We start from the raw sequence: 14008 nt of genomic DNA on the forward strand, positions 1-14008 counted from the left end.
GAGCCCTCCGACCTACCGCTTCTTCTTTTCCTTCGGCGGCGGGGCCAGCGCCGGCTTGCGCGGCGCGGCGGGGCGTTGTGCGCCGGGCAGGCGCTGCTGGAAGAAGCCGGGCTGGCGTGGCGCGGCGCCTTGTTGCGGCTGCACGGTCGGTGGCGCTCCGGGCTGACCGGGCTGCAATCCGGTGTGCGGCGGCGTCTGCGGTGTGGTGCCGTTCGGCTGCGCGGGCGTGACCGCTCCCGGCCGCTGCGGACGTTGTCCGCCGCGCTGTGGCTGCGCCGGCGTCGCGGTCCCGGGTTGCGCGCCTTGTCCCGCACGCGGCTGGCCGGCCGGTTGACCCGTGCCCTGCTGGCCCGGTTGCTGCTGACCCTGGCCCGCGCGCGGCGTGCCCGGCTGCGTCGCTCCACCTTGTCCTTGGCGCTGCGGTTGCTGCGTGCCCTGACGGTTCGGTGCTCCCGGCTGCGGCTGCTGACCCGGACGGTTGTTCTGGCCGGGTTGACCAGGCTGGCCGTTCGGCTGCTGCGGGGGCGGTGTCGGATTCGGACGCAATTGCTGTTGCTGCGGTACCTGCGCCGGCCGCGGAATGCGGCTCACCGCAGCCGGATTGGCGCGGCGGAAATCGCGCTGCTCGGTGACGATCTGGCGTCCCGTGGTTTGCGCTGCGTGGACCTGGCTGACGATGCCGCGGTCGCGCGCGACCTGCTGCGGCGGAATCGTGATCGGGACTGCGGCGAAGCGCATGCCGCCGGGGCCGGCCGCACCGGGCCGGATCGCAAAGCCGCTCGAGGCTTGCGTCAGCGCGCCGAGCCGCGTGCCGCTGGCACGATCGTTGACGTCGATATGGCCGACCCGGCCGTCGGCGTCGGGATAGAGCTTGATGTTGACGTTGTTGGCGCTGCTCGCCGCCGCGTTCGCGGGCACGTCGACGACGCCGGTGGTGCCGCGGATGCCGAGCGTTGCAGTCGGCGTTGCGATCTTCATGTCGCCGGTCTTTGCCACGGCGGCCGCGACGAAGGCGACCGTGCCCTTGCCGATGTCGAAGATCGCCGAGTTCTGCTTGCCGCCGTCCTCATAGACGTAGTTGTCGATGGTGATCTTGGCGCTGGCGGAGAGATTGAACGTGGTGGCGTCGTTGAAGGTGATGCCGAGCGAGGAGTTCGAGGACGTCTGCACGACATCGTTGAGATAGATGTCGTCGCGCACCTTGAGCGGATAGGAGTTCTTGTCGCGGATGACGGTCGCAATTCCCGTCACGGTGGCGACGTTGCCGATCGGCTCCACGGCGGCCGGTTGCGCGTCCGCTGATGGCGCCGGCGAGGCTGCCGGCGCGGGGGAGGGCGCGGGCGCCGGCTGCGCTTGCGGCTGGGCCTGCGCAAGCTCGATTGTGTCGGAGGCGCGCGCATTGTCCGCGCCGGCCAATGGCAGCGCCAGCAGCGACAAAGCAAACATGACGCGGCGCCAAGCCACCATCAAAGCCACGAATGAGGTCCCGGTGAGAACGCGAGGCGAGATCGGCCGATATCAGCCGGAGATTGCTGAACGGCGGATGAACATCTGTTGCATGGAAACGGTGAACGTTCAAACGCCACGTCCCTGAAACAGGACGTGGCGCCGCCTTCTTGCTCGTCATTCCGGGGGCGCGACGAAGTCGCAAACCTCAGATGCGCAATTGCGCATCGGGGAATCTCGAGATTGTGGAGCGAGATCCCGGGTTCGATGCTGCGCATCGCCCCCATTGCGCAATTGCGCAATAGGGATGACGCGCTTCGCACGTCAGCTCACCCGCTTCCAGGTCTGGCCGCCGCAGAACATGCCGCCGAAAGCGCAGCCCTGCACGCGCAGGGCGTTCGGGCCCTTCATGGCGATGGTCGAGTCGTAATTGCGGCCGGAGTCGGGATCGTGGATGCGGCCGCTCCACTTGGCGCCGTCGGGCTTCATGTTGATCAGGATGCGCTCGTTGGTCTTCTCGGCGTAGCCGCAGAGATTGGGGCCGCATTGTTCGACACGAACATTGCCCTTGTTCTCTTCGGTCGCCCACACGCCGATCGGCGTGTTCGCGGCCTGCACCGGCGCAACAGGAGCCGGCGGTGCTGTGTAAGCGGGCGCAGCAGCAACCGGCGCAGGCGCAGCGACCGGCGCGGGAGCTGCAACGGGTGCAGGCGGCGTGGTCGTGTCGACGGACGGAGCGGCGGCAACGGCCGGGGCAGGGGCGGCGGGCGCGACAGCGGGCGCGGTCGCCTGCACCGGCGCTGGCGTCACGGGCTGCTGCTGCACCGGAGCCGGCGCCGGCTGCGCCGTCGTCGCGGGCGGCGTGCTGTCGTCATCGTCCTTGGAGGAGCCAAGGCCGTTGAGGTTGATGTTGTTGAGCCTGATCGGCTTGTTCGACAGGCCGGGCGCCACGATGGTGACGCAATCGAGCGAGGCGCAATTGCGCGGCGTCTCGATGCGGATGTTCTGGCCTTCGATCTGGAACGAGATCGAACTGCCGGCATGCGCGACGGCGGTCGAGGCGAGGAACAGTGCCGCGGCGGCGATGGTGAGCTTGTTCATGACAACCTCCGAAAATAAAATGGTGTGGGTGCCGAGATGGATTGAAGTCGCCCTTGGGCCCGATGTGGTTCGACCCTAGGCCTGACAGCTGCGGCCTTCTGTGACGGACCTCACAACGGCTGCCGGGGCCAGCCAACGTCGCCTCGCTGCCGGCTGCGCCTGCCGTGCGCGGCCGGCATGGTTAAGGAAGGCTGAAATCAACACGTTGAAGAGTCTTTAAGTAAATTCACCGAACCTGCCGCGCATGACGCGCGGAGTTCGTTTGTATCTGGTCGGCTCCATCGTCCTCGTTTCGCTTGCGGGTTGCGGACGCGGCTTTTTCCAGGCCGAGCGCGAACCGTGGCGAGCCGAGGCTGAAGCGGCGTGCCTGAAATCGGGCGCCGTGAAAGAAAGCGCGGACATCGTCCGGATCGATCCAATCTCCGGCCCCGGCATGTGCGGCGCCGAGTTCCCGCTGAAGGTCGCCGCCATCGGTGAACCCGCCGGCAGCTATGGTTTCGCCGACGAGGAGCTGCGACCGCCCGGCAATATCGGCAACCAGCCGCGTTGGCCGGTGAGCGGGCCGCAACAGAATTATCCAGCCTCCGGCTATCCGCAGCGCTCGAACTATCCCGAAAGCGCGGTGCGCCAGCCCGCCGGCTATGGCGCGTCTTCTGGCCCGGTGTCGCTCAGCGCGCCTGGCGTCGCACCGCAGGAAGACGAGATCGACCTGCCGCCCGAGGGAACGGACGCCGCGGGTGCCGCGCGCTACATGAATGCGCCGAGCTATCCGGCGCGGCAGCCCGCTCCAGCGCCGTATTCACAGGCGCCGGTGCAACAGCCATTGCCGCGCCTCGGCACCGCGCAGGGCGATCCCGTCGCTGCCGTGGGTCCCGTCGTGGTGAAGCCGACGGCGACGCTCGCCTGTCCGATCGTGTCGGAGCTCGACCGCTGGTTTGCCGACAGCGTGCAGCCGTCGGCGATGCGCTGGTTCGGCGCCCGCGTGGTCGAGATCAAGCAGATCTCCGCCTATTCCTGCCGCGGCATGAACGGCAACCCGCACGCCCATATCTCCGAGCACGCCTTCGGCAACGCGCTCGACATCGCCGCCTTCACGCTTGCCGACGGCCGCCGCATCACCGTGAAGGATGGCTGGCACGGCATGCCGGAAGAGCAGGGATTCCTGCGCGACGTCCAGTCGGGCGCGTGCGCACATTTCACCACGGTGCTGGCACCGGGCTCCAACGTCTATCACTACGATCACATCCACGTCGATTTGATGCGCCGTGCCAGCCGTCGCCTGATCTGCCAGCCGGCCGCAGTCTCCGGCGAAGAGGTCGCCGCGCGCGCGGGCAAGCACAATCCATATGCGAACAGTCGCGATCCCTACGTGACCGGCTCGCTTGGCGGGCGCAAGAGCGGCAGGCACGAGAAGATCAACGAGGAAGACGAGTTCTCGGACGATTAGCCAGAGGCGAGCCGCTCGCATGCTGAGGACAGTCTGTTCAGCCTGCGCTGCGTCTTCGGCAAAGCCGATCTGGGGCGCAAAAATTTGCGCGGTCGAGATTTCCGTCCAAATCATTGAACTGCAATCACTAATCACGCCCTGACGGGTATTTCGGGTGGTTGGCACAGTCGCTGCAATGAAGGTGCTGCAACGAAGCGGCGCGGCCGGCGCCGTGAGCCATCGGAACCGTCATGCAGATGCCTGTTACCCCGCCTAATTCCGAGCTCGAGCAGCGCGTGCTGTCGCGCATCACGGAGCAGCGCTGGCTTGAACTGGCATCGGAGTTGATCCGCACCGGCCAGCCGCGCTCCGGCAATCCGCTCGATCCCGACCTGCCGCCGGCCGAGGAAGAGGCAATCTCGATGCTGGTCGCGGGCAAGCTCGAAGCCCTCGGCATGGAGGTCACCAAGCACAGTGCGCAGCCGCACCGGCCGAACGTGCTCGGCGTGTTGAAGGGACGCGAGGGTGCGCCGTCGCTGATCCTCAACGATCACCTCGATACCTATCCGGTGGTCGAGCCGGAGAAATGGCACATGACGGATTTCGATCCGTTCAAGGCCACGCGTCACGGTGACCTGCTCTATGCCCGCGGCACATCCGACACGCGCGGCAATCTCGCCGCATCGCTGCTGGCGGTGCAGGCGCTGATTGAGGAGGGTGTGAAGTTCGATGGCACATTGATGTGCTGCTACACCGTCGACGAGGAGCGCAACGGCACCGAGGGCTCCATCTATATGCTGAGCAAGGTCGGCCTGACCGCCGACTACGAGATCACTGCGGAGCCGACCGCCTGGGGCGACGTCTCCGGCGATTGGGGCATGAACGTCTCGGTCGCCAATTCAGGTCATTGCCTGGTCGAGGTGACGATCCAGGGGGTCAAGTCGCACATCTGGCGGCCCGACATCAGTGTCAACGCCATCATGGAGGCGGCCAAGCTGCTGCCGAAGCTGAAGGAGATGGCGTTCACGCATGTCCCCAGCAAGTTCATGGGCCACACGCCGCCTTGTTGCTCGGTGGTGCGCATTCGCGGTGGCCTGCCCGGCGAGATGCAGTTCTCTCCGGATGCCTGCACCATCACGCTTGCGGTGGTCGGCGTCGTGCCCGGCATGACGCTGGACAGCGTCCTGTCCGACATCGAGCGCCTCGGCAAGGAAACGTTTGCGGGCGTCAACGACGTCAAGGTCGCGGTGCGCCAGGTACCGGGCTCTCTGTTCGTCAACGCTACCGAGCCGGTGCCGGTGGAGGAGGAGCCTTGCCGCTCCTTGCGCGCGGTCTACCGGCGCCTGATGGGCCGCGAGCCCGGCGTCAATCGCAAGAACGCCTTCAACGACACCATCCGCTTCCGCGAGGCCGGCATCAACGCGGTGACCTTCGGTCCCGGCGAGGATGGCTGGGCTGTCGACAATGAGAATATCTCGATCACCAAGTCGGTGATGGCGACGCAGATCTATGCGCTGACCATCATGCAGATCCTGGGAGTTCGCACATGAGCGTCGAGGCTAGCCCCATGGCCATTCCGATCTCGGCTGATCGCACGCGGCGCGGCAGCCTGAGGCTCCCGAAGGTCTCGCGGTCCGTTCTGCTCTCGACGCTCACCGTCGCCGTGCTGCTGGCGACATGGGCCGTCGTTACTGAGATGGGCTGGGCCAACGAGCTTTTTCTGCCGAAGCCGCAGGCGGTGTGGGCTGCCTTCATCAAGACCATGACCAAGGGCTACCAGGGCGCAACGCTGCTTCAGCATCTCGGTGCCAGTCTTTATCGCATTCTCGTCGCTTTCGCCCTGGCCTGCCTGATCGGCATTCCGCTGGGAATCCTGATGGGTGTCTCGCGCAATGCGCGCGCGCTGCTCAATCCTCTGATCGAGTTTTACCGGCCGCTGCCGCCGCTCGGGCTCTACACGCTGCTGGTGATGTGGCTCGGCATCGGCGAGAGCTCGAAACTGTCGCTGCTGTTTCTTGCCGGCCTGCCAGGCATCGTCATCTCGACGGTCCAGGCCGTCACCAGCGTCGATCCTGTCTATGTGCGCGCCGCGCAATCGCTCGGTGCGACCCGGCGCGACCTGCTGTTTCACGTCTATTTGCCCGCGGCCGGCCCGCTGATCCTTGCCGGCATGCGGATCTCGCTTGGCTTCACCTACACCGTTCTTGTCGCCGCCGAGATCGTTGCGGCATCCGCCGGTATCGGCTGGATGATCTGGGACGCCGCAAAGTTCCTGCTGTCCGATGTCGTGATCATGGGCCTGATCGTGCTCGGCCTCACCGGCGTCTTGCTTGACCTGATGATGCGCGGCATCGCGAAACTATTGATGCCGTGGTCGTGATTCATGGGCCTGATTCCAATCCGAGGGGAGACCAGTATGATCAAGAGACTTGTTGCCGCGGTTGCTGTCGCCACGTTTGCATTCACGTCCACCGCACGCGCCGAGGACAAGCCGGCCAAGATCACGGTCGGCTATCTGAACCTGGTGAACGCGCAGCTCGTGACAAAACACCTCGGCCTGCTCGCCAAGGAGATGCCGGATGTCGACATCAAATACGTCAAGGTCGGAGGTGGCGGCGACATGCTGCGCGCGATCGCCGGCAACGACGTCGATTTCGGCGGCCTCGGCAATCCGCCGACGGCGATCGGGGTCACGCGTGCCTTGCCGATCAAGGGTATCCTCGTCATCAACATGCTCGACTATGTCGAGTCGATGGTGGTCCGCACCGACAAGAACATCACCTCGTTCAAGGACCTCAAAGGCAAGACGGTCGCCGCGCCGTTCGGCTCGACCACGCATTATCTGCTGCTCCAGGCGTTGAAGGACGAGGGCGTCGATCCCGCTTCGATGAAGATCCTGGATCTCGCGCCGTCGGATATCGCAGCGGCCTGGCTTCGCGGTGACATCGATGCCGCCTGGTTCTGGGAACCGAACCTCGACAGGGCCGTGAAGAACGGCGGCAAGATCCTCATCACCTCTGGAGAGATGGCCAAGCGCGGTTACCCGACCTGGGACATCGGCGTCGTCATGAATGCGTTCGCGGACAAATATCCTTCTTACGTCGAGAAGTTCGTCAAGGCCGAGTGCGAGGGGATCGATTTCTGGCTGAAGAATCCTGAGAAGACGGCCGAGATCATCGCGGAGGAGCTGTCGCTGCCGCTCGAGGATGCAACGCGCATGATGAAGGGCACCGGTATGGTCCCCTGCGACAAGCAGCTCACCGGAGATTATCTCGGCACATCCGCAAAGAAGGGCAAGTTCGTCGATACGCTGGTGTCGACCGCCGACTTTCTGGTCAAGCAGGAACGACTGCCGAAACTGCTGCCGCGCGCCGACTTCGAAACCTTCGTCCAGCCGGCCTATCTCGAGAAAGTCATCGGCCGTTAAGGCCAGTGCCGGCGGGCTTGTCTCGCCGGCATAGTCCCGTTCCTGCAGGTACAGAACGACATGGATATCTCGCCCCGCTATCTCCGCGCCGCCTATCGCAGCGGCGCGCTCAGGCCATCCGATATCGCCGCGCATGTGCTGTCGCGCCTTGGGGATGCCGACCAGAGCGGCGTCTGGATATCGAAAGCCAAACCCGAGAATGTCATGGCCGCCGCGCGTGCGCTCGATGCGCGCGTCCATGAAATCGACAAGCTGCCGCTCTACGGGCTGATCGTCTCGGTGAAGGACTGTATCGATGTCGCAGGGGAGCAGACCAGTTCGGCCTGCCCGGAATTCGCTTATGTCGCGAAAGCCACGAGCCCGGTTGTCGCCGACGCCATCGCCGCGGGAGCGATCTATATCGGCAAGACCAACATGGATCAGTTTGCCACCGGCCTCGTCGGTGTGCGCTCGCCCTACGGCATCGCGCGCAACCCGCATCATCCGGACTACATTCCCGGCGGCTCCAGTTCGGGCGCCGCGGTGTCGGTCGCGTCAGGCACATCGTCTTTTGCCTTCGGCACCGATACCGGCGGATCGGGCAGAGTGCCGGCGTCCTATTGCGGTGTCACAGGCTTCAAGCCGGCACCGGGTGCGTTCAGCCAGCGGGGCATGGTCTATGCCTGCCGGAGTTTTGATACCATCTCGCTCTACACGCGGGAGCCGGGCGACGGCTATGACGTCTATCGGGCGCTGGCGCGACGCGATCCCGAGGATTGCTTTTCACCAGTCGATTTTGCCGGCTGGACGGAGCAGATGCCTCCGACGCGGCCATTCCGGATCGCGACACCTCGACCGGACCAGCTTAGGTTCTTCGGCAACGAAGAGACGGAGAGGCTGTTCGGCGGCGGGCTTCGCAAGTTGCGGCGGCTCGACATGTCGGTCGCTTCCACCGATTTTTCGCCGTTCACCTCGATCAACGATCTGATGTTCTTCGGGCCGTTCCTCGCCGAGCGGGATGTTTCGGTCGGCGCGTTCCTCGATGCCAATCCGGATGCCGGCGTCAGGATCGTGCGCGATCTCGTCGTCGGCAGCCGGAAGTTCACCGCGGCGGACGCCTATCGCGCGCTCTACCAGGTCAAGCAGGTACAGCGTTCGCTGCGTGACTTCTGGCAAACTCACGATGCGTTGGTCGTGCCGACGGTCGGAACCGTCCTCACGATTGACGACGTCGCGCGCGATCCGCTGACGGCAAATTTCAACAATGGCTACTACACGAACTACGCCAATCCGTTGGGGCTCGCCGCAATCGCGGTGCCGAATGCGATGACCAGGGCGGGCGTGCCCTATGGCGTCACCTTTCTGGCGCCGGCGGGGCGGGAGCGCCTGCTCGCCGACCTCGCCTGTGCATTCACGGGAGCGGAAGCCCAGGCTTGAGCATTTTCCCCGCGTTGCAATCCAAGCGGAGACCTCCTAGCCTTCGAGCCGTCGCTCGAAGGGAGACCGATTGTGGGGCGCAGTCATGCGCATGATGAGGCCGATCCGGGTGAGCCTTCAAGTGGGCCTTGCGCCGAGGTGCAAGCGGCCGGGACCGGACGTTATGTGCTGAAGGCGCTCGACAAGGCCGATCTCGACCTGGTGATGCGGACCGGCAGGCTCGCGGCCTACCAGAACCGCGAATATCTGCTGCGGGAGGGAGAGCCCGCGAACGGCATCCACATCATCCTGAACGGGATCGTGGAAAGTACCCATGCCGGCACACAGGGACGCGAGCTGATGCTGGCGACCTGGGAGGCCGGCGACTTCGTCGGTGCGCCCTACATTCTCGGCGATCATCGCCATAGCTGGTCGGCCCGGGCGCTTGGCCGGGTCGAGGCGCTGCATCTCGACCAGGACGCGATCCGAACGTTGATCGCACGATCGCCGTCGTTTGCGGTGGCACTGATCGAGTGCCTCGGCTTCAAGGGTGAGACATATTCGATGCTGGCGCAGACGCTGGCGGGGCAGAAGGCGGCGGAGCGGCTGGTGCTGCTGCTGGTGAAGCTGTGCGAAAACGCTGCTCAGGACGAGAGTGGCCCAATTTCGCTCGGCCGCATCACGCAGGCCAACCTGGCGCGCATGATTGGTGCGACACGGCAGTCGATCAGCCTGATCCTCGGTCGGCTGCAGGACGAGGGCATCATCTCGACCGGTCCGACCAAAATGGTCGTCAACGATCTCGCGGCGTTGAGGAAGCAGGTGGCCGATTAGCGAACGTCGCGGTAGACAGTCATTTCGAAGCCGGCTTCGACGGCGGCGGGGCCAGCCCCATGCAGCGCTGCACCTCGGCCGGGACGTCGTAGGTCCGCATGATATGGCGGCTGTCGCGCAGGCCCGTGGCCTCGCGCTGGACCACGAACATCCAGAGCGCCTGACCGGCCTCCATCACCAGCTTGCGCCTGGCAGGCTGCATCGCGGCTGGCGTCTCCGAGGACGACTCCGAGGTTTCATGGGCGGCGTCGAATTCGCGCAGGCGCGCCAGCGCCTGCTCGAGCGTGCGGCCCATCCGTCCAAGCGCCGAGGCTTGTTCCTGGACGATCTCATAATGGAGGATATCGACCGGCGGGCGAAGGTCACGGGACATGGCGCGCAATATAAAGCGGCACGAACCGCGGGCGCAACGCGTCGCCGGCTTCCGCTCACTTCGCCTTGTACGCGGCCAGAAACATCCGCGTCGCGCTGTCGATCACTTCCGCCATGCGCTGTTCCGAAGGCGGCGGCGCGGCCTGGAAGATGAGCGGCAGGAAGAGCGAGGCCTTGCTGAGTTCCATGAACTGCGAGGCCGCAAGGTCGCAATCGTCGATGGCGAGATCGCCGGAGGCGACATGGGCCTTCAGATATTCGGACAGCCGGTTGATGGTCTTGTCCAGCACGCGCAGATAATAGCGGCGACCGACGTCGGGCATGCGCTCGGCAATCGCCATCACGGTGCGAATCGCCGATCCGCCGCCGGGCCGGCAGAGCAGATGCAGATAGGCCTGGCCGAAATCCTTCAGCGTGGTCTCGGCATCACGCGCAGGGTCGAAATTGAACACGACCTGGCCGTGAAACAGCGCTTCCTCCTCGAGGATGGCTTCGAACAGCGCGCTCTTGTCGGCGAAGTAGACGTAGAGCGTCCCCTTGGAGACGCCGGCCGCGCGCGCGATCTCGCCCATGCTGGCGCCGTCAAAACCCAGATCCATGAACACCTTGCGGGCGCCGGCCAGGATCTGGCGGCGCTTGGAGCTGTCCTCGTCCGGGAGGACGTGCAGATGTTCGCGGTTTGCTGCAACCATTGGTTCAGGGTCTCCAAAGGTTTTGGCGCGGTCTTGGCGCGGTCTTGGGGTGATTGAACCCAAATAAAGGATTCGGGCCAGTAGGGTCCCGCCAGCGATATTTGGTATATTGACCGAACGGTTCGGTCAATGGTATTTGGGATAGGTGAGCGGGATTGCGGTCGTGCGACGGCTGCCCCCGATCGCGTTTTTATTGGGGAGGCCTTTATGGCCACATCGAGAGATCAGGCTGCGCGCGTCCTTCGCCAGGAAGCAGCGGAGACGACGGCGAACGGCGAAGCTGCGACCGGGACGTCCGCAGCCCTCGCCGAGCAGTTGCGGTCTCATGTGGTCGAAGAAAGCAAGCGCCGCACCAGTGAGGCGCCGGAGAAGCCTGTGACCAATCAGCCGGCTCCGACCGCCGCTGCGGCGCCGAAGCCCGGCAAGCGCAAATTCGTCATGATGGGCGTCGGCCTGGTGCTGGCGCTCGCAGCCGCCGGCTATGCCGGCTACTACACGCTGGTCGGCCGCTTCTATGTCTCGACCGACGACGCCTATGTCCGTGCCAACAATACCATGCTGGGCGCGCGCGTGGCCGGCCATATCTCCTCGATCCTGGCCAGAGACAACACGCCGGTGCATGCCGGCGAGATCGTCATGCGTATCGACGACGGCGACTACAAGATCGCTGTCGACGCCGCCGCGACCAAGATCGCGACCCAGCAGGCGACCATCGACCGCATCGGCCGCCAGGTCGCGGCGCTCGACAGCCAGGTCGCGCAGGCCAAGGCGCAGCTCGTCTCGGCGGAGGCCGGGCTCAAGCGCGCCGATCTCGATTATGAGCGCCAGCAGGCACTGAGCAGCAAGGGCTTTGCCTCGCGCGCAACCTTCGAGAGCTCGGAAGCCGGCCGCGACCAGGGCGCGGCGGCCGTCAAGGCCGCGCAGGCCGCCTACGATGTTGCAGTGAGCAATGTCGATGTCGCCAAGGCCCAGCAGGCCGAAGCCCAGGCGCAGCTCGCCGAGCTCAAGACCACGCTCGCCAAGGCCGAGCGCGACCTCTCCTTCACGGCGGTGCGCGCACCGGTCGACGGCATCTTCTCCAACCGTCTCGTCAACGCCGGCGATTTCGTTGCCGTCGGCCAGCGCCTCGGCAATGTCGTGCCGCTCGACGAGGTCTATATCGACGCCAATTTCAAGGAGACGCAGCTCAAGCGGATTCGTCCCGGCCAGCCGGTGACGATCAAGGTCGACGCCTACGGCATGCGCAAGTTCTCCGGCGTCGTCGACAGCATTGCGGCGGGCGCCGGCTCGGTGTTCACGCTGCTGCCGCCCGACAACGCCACCGGCAACTTCACCAAGATCGTGCAGCGCGTGCCGGTCCGCATCCGCGTGCCGAAGTCGGTCGCCAAGCAGAACCTGCTGCGCGCCGGCATGTCGGTCTACGCCACCGTCGACACCAACACGGGCGCCGCCGACGCCGACAGCGAGATCGATCTCGACGATCCCACCATGATCCATCCGCAGTAAGCGCGCGATCGGCGCTGCGAGGATCAGACCATGGCGAACGCCACGACTGCTTCACCTGCCATGATGGCGGATCCCGCTTCGGAGCGCATCGCGCCCAAGCGGCTGTTCGCCTTCATCATCATGGTGTTCGGGATGTTCATGTCGATCCTGGACATCCAGATCGTCTCGGCGTCCTTGAGCGAAATCCAGGCCGGCCTGTCGGCAAGCTCCAGCGAAGTCTCCTGGGTCCAGACCGCCTATCTGATCGCCGAAGTGATCGCGATTCCGCTGTCGGGATTCTTGTCGCGCGCCTTCGGCACGCGGCTCCTGTTCGCGATCTCGGCGGCCGGCTTCACGTTTTCGAGCCTGCTCTGCGGCTTCGCCACGACCATCGAGGAGATGATCCTGTGGCGCGCGCTCCAGGGCTTCCTCGGCGCCGGCATGATCCCGACGGTGTTCGCCTCCGCCTACACCGTGTTCCCGCGGTCGAAGTTCCACATCGTCGGTCCCATCATCGGGCTCGTTGCGACGCTGGCTCCCACCGTCGGGCCGACGGTCGGCGGCTACATCACCGATTTGATGTCCTGGAACTGGCTGTTCTTCATCAACGTCGTGCCGGGCATCGGCATCACCCTCGGCGTCTGGGCGCTGGTCGATTTCGACGAGCCGCATTTCGAATTGCTCGACCGCTTCGACTGGTGGGGCCTGCTGTTCATGGCCGGCTTCCTCGGCACGCTGGAATATGTGCTGGAAGAGGGGCCGCAATATGAATGGCTGCAGGACACGTCGGTGGCGATCTGTGCCGCGATCGGCGCCGTCTCGGCGATCGCCTTCTTCGTGCGTGTCTTCACGGCAGCCGAGCCCATCGTCAACCTGCGCACCTTCTCCGACCGGAATTTCGCCGTCGGCTGCACGCTGCAATTCTGCATCGGCATCGGCCTCTACGGCCTGACCTACATCTATCCGCGCTATCTCGCCGAGGTGCGCGGCTACAGCGCGCTGATGATCGGCGAGACCATGTTCGTCTCGGGCATCACCATGTTCCTGGTCGCGCCGCTGGTCGGCCGGCTCATGGCCAAGCTCGACATGCGCTACATGATCGCGTTCGGCCTGATCGTGTTCGCGATCGGCTCCTACCAGATGACCTGGATCACGCGCGACTACGATTTCTACGAGCTGCTGATGCCGCAGATCCTGCGCGGCATCGGCATGATGTTCGCGATGGTGCCGACCAACAACGTCGCGCTCGGCACGCTTGCGCCCGAGAAAGTGAAGAACGCGAGCGGCCTGTTCAACCTGATGCGTAATCTCGGTGGTGCGGTCGGGCTCGCCGTCATCAACACCGTGCTCAATAATCGTACCGACCTGCACATCACGCGCCTTCAGGAGCGCATGACCTGGGGCAATGCGACTGCGACCGAAACGCTGACCATGCTCCAGCAAAAGTTCCAGGGGCTCGGCGACTCCGCGCTGATGGCGATGAAGCAGCTCAGCCAGATCGTGCACCGTCAGGCCGTGGTGATGAGCTTTGGCGACGCGTTCTTCATGCTGACGCTGTTCTACCTCTGCCTCAGCGTGCTGGTCACCCTGCTGAAAAGGCCGGCCTCGCCGTTCGGCAGCGGCGGCGACGCGCACTGAAGCAAGCGATAAATTCCGTGTCATCGCCCGCCTTGTGCGCAATTGCGCCCTAGGCGGGGCATGACAGCGGGGGCTCGACGCGGCACCTCGCACCAAAATGCAACACTCGTGCGTGATCTCGCGCAGGCCCCGTTGCAAATCGCAAATGACACATCTATAAAGCGCACCTCATTTCAATCGAACCGGGGAGAG

At 64.9% G+C, this 14008-nt stretch carries 12 protein-coding genes; 8 read left to right on the forward strand and 4 right to left on the reverse strand.

Translation table 11 applies throughout. The annotated features are described in order from the left end of the window. Positions 1 to 12: 12 nt before the first annotated feature. The gene (locus ACNJX9_RS11350) at positions 13 to 1467 is read right to left on the reverse strand and encodes a FecR domain-containing protein (RefSeq protein WP_439410041.1); all 1455 of its coding nucleotides are present in this window, start codon (positions 1465 to 1467) and stop codon (positions 13 to 15) included. A gap of 303 nt (positions 1468 to 1770) precedes the next feature. Then, a complete protein-coding gene (locus ACNJX9_RS11355) occupies positions 1771 to 2547 on the reverse strand; it encodes a DUF2147 domain-containing protein (RefSeq protein ID WP_439408821.1) in 777 nt (258 codons plus the stop codon). A 244-nt stretch (positions 2548 to 2791) separates the two neighbouring features. Here ACNJX9_RS11355 and ACNJX9_RS11360 point away from each other — a divergent pair, with 244 nt between their 5' ends. The 6 genes from ACNJX9_RS11360 to ACNJX9_RS11385 all read left to right on the forward strand — a co-directional run bounded on the left by ACNJX9_RS11360 (position 2792) and on the right by ACNJX9_RS11385 (position 9629). Further along, positions 2792 to 3994: an extensin family protein gene (locus tag ACNJX9_RS11360; protein WP_439408822.1), complete on the forward strand. Its 1203-nt coding sequence runs from the start codon at positions 2792 to 2794 to the stop codon at positions 3992 to 3994. Positions 3995 to 4224: 230 nt separating this feature from the next. Continuing rightward, a complete protein-coding gene (locus ACNJX9_RS11365) occupies positions 4225 to 5523 on the forward strand; it encodes a M20 family metallopeptidase (RefSeq protein WP_439408823.1) in 1299 nt (432 codons plus the stop codon). After that, positions 5520 to 6353: an ABC transporter permease gene (locus ACNJX9_RS11370; protein ID WP_083514580.1), complete on the forward strand. Its 834-nt coding sequence runs from the start codon at positions 5520 to 5522 to the stop codon at positions 6351 to 6353. Before ACNJX9_RS11365 ends, ACNJX9_RS11370 begins: the two co-directional genes overlap by 4 nt. A 36-nt stretch (positions 6354 to 6389) precedes the next feature. Further along, positions 6390 to 7400, forward strand: a complete 1011-nt coding sequence (locus tag ACNJX9_RS11375) for a taurine ABC transporter substrate-binding protein (RefSeq protein WP_057754340.1) — start codon at positions 6390 to 6392, stop codon at positions 7398 to 7400. Positions 7401 to 7460: 60 nt separating this feature from the next. Continuing rightward, complete coding sequence (locus ACNJX9_RS11380; RefSeq protein ID WP_439408824.1) at positions 7461 to 8816, forward strand: amidase family protein; 1356 nt, start codon at positions 7461 to 7463, stop codon at positions 8814 to 8816. Positions 8817 to 8888: 72 nt separating this feature from the next. Next, on the forward strand, positions 8889 to 9629 hold the full coding sequence (locus ACNJX9_RS11385; RefSeq protein ID WP_439408826.1) for a Crp/Fnr family transcriptional regulator: 741 nt from the start codon (positions 8889 to 8891) through the stop codon (positions 9627 to 9629). Between the two features lie 19 nt (positions 9630 to 9648). On the opposite strand, the gene ACNJX9_RS11390 is transcribed toward ACNJX9_RS11385, so the two are convergent. Beyond that, positions 9649 to 10002, reverse strand: coding sequence for a DUF6665 family protein (locus tag ACNJX9_RS11390; protein WP_057754349.1), 354 nt, complete (start codon positions 10000 to 10002; stop codon positions 9649 to 9651). 55 nt (positions 10003 to 10057) lie between these two features. Next, a complete protein-coding gene (locus tag ACNJX9_RS11395) occupies positions 10058 to 10693 on the reverse strand; it encodes a TetR/AcrR family transcriptional regulator (RefSeq protein ID WP_057754352.1) in 636 nt (211 codons plus the stop codon). Positions 10694 to 10900: 207 nt separating this feature from the next. On the opposite strand from ACNJX9_RS11395, the gene ACNJX9_RS11400 reads away from it, so the two are divergent. Both ACNJX9_RS11400 and ACNJX9_RS11405 read left to right on the forward strand, forming a co-directional pair. Then, entirely contained in the window at positions 10901 to 12199 is a 1299-nt protein-coding gene (locus ACNJX9_RS11400; protein ID WP_439408828.1) for an HlyD family efflux transporter periplasmic adaptor subunit, read from the forward strand. Positions 12200 to 12229: 30 nt separating this feature from the next. After that, a complete protein-coding gene (locus ACNJX9_RS11405) occupies positions 12230 to 13816 on the forward strand; it encodes a DHA2 family efflux MFS transporter permease subunit (protein ID WP_057754357.1) in 1587 nt (528 codons plus the stop codon). Positions 13817 to 14008 lie beyond the last annotated feature (192 nt).

The sequence above is a fragment of the Bradyrhizobium sp. BLXBL-03 genome, assembly GCF_051853015.1.
Classification (GTDB): domain Bacteria; phylum Pseudomonadota; class Alphaproteobacteria; order Rhizobiales; family Xanthobacteraceae; genus Bradyrhizobium; species Bradyrhizobium manausense.

Coding starts and splice junctions, on each gene's coding strand:
- ACNJX9_RS11395 (WP_057754352.1), bottom strand. CDS start 10,693: ATGGTTGCAGCAAACCGCGAACATCTGCACGTCCTCCCGGACGAGGAC.
- ACNJX9_RS11350 (WP_439410041.1), bottom strand. CDS start 1,467: ATGGTGGCTTGGCGCCGCGTCATGTTTGCTTTGTCGCTGCTGGCGCTG.
- ACNJX9_RS11355 (WP_439408821.1), bottom strand. CDS start 2,547: ATGAACAAGCTCACCATCGCCGCCGCGGCACTGTTCCTCGCCTCGACC.
- ACNJX9_RS11390 (WP_057754349.1), bottom strand. CDS start 10,002: ATGTCCCGTGACCTTCGCCCGCCGGTCGATATCCTCCATTATGAGATC.
- ACNJX9_RS11400 (WP_439408828.1), top strand. CDS start 10,901: ATGGCCACATCGAGAGATCAGGCTGCGCGCGTCCTTCGCCAGGAAGCA.
- ACNJX9_RS11405 (WP_057754357.1), top strand. CDS start 12,230: ATGGCGAACGCCACGACTGCTTCACCTGCCATGATGGCGGATCCCGCT.
- ACNJX9_RS11380 (WP_439408824.1), top strand. CDS start 7,461: ATGGATATCTCGCCCCGCTATCTCCGCGCCGCCTATCGCAGCGGCGCG.
- ACNJX9_RS11375 (WP_057754340.1), top strand. CDS start 6,390: ATGATCAAGAGACTTGTTGCCGCGGTTGCTGTCGCCACGTTTGCATTC.
- ACNJX9_RS11370 (WP_083514580.1), top strand. CDS start 5,520: ATGAGCGTCGAGGCTAGCCCCATGGCCATTCCGATCTCGGCTGATCGC.
- ACNJX9_RS11365 (WP_439408823.1), top strand. CDS start 4,225: ATGCAGATGCCTGTTACCCCGCCTAATTCCGAGCTCGAGCAGCGCGTG.
- ACNJX9_RS11360 (WP_439408822.1), top strand. CDS start 2,792: ATGACGCGCGGAGTTCGTTTGTATCTGGTCGGCTCCATCGTCCTCGTT.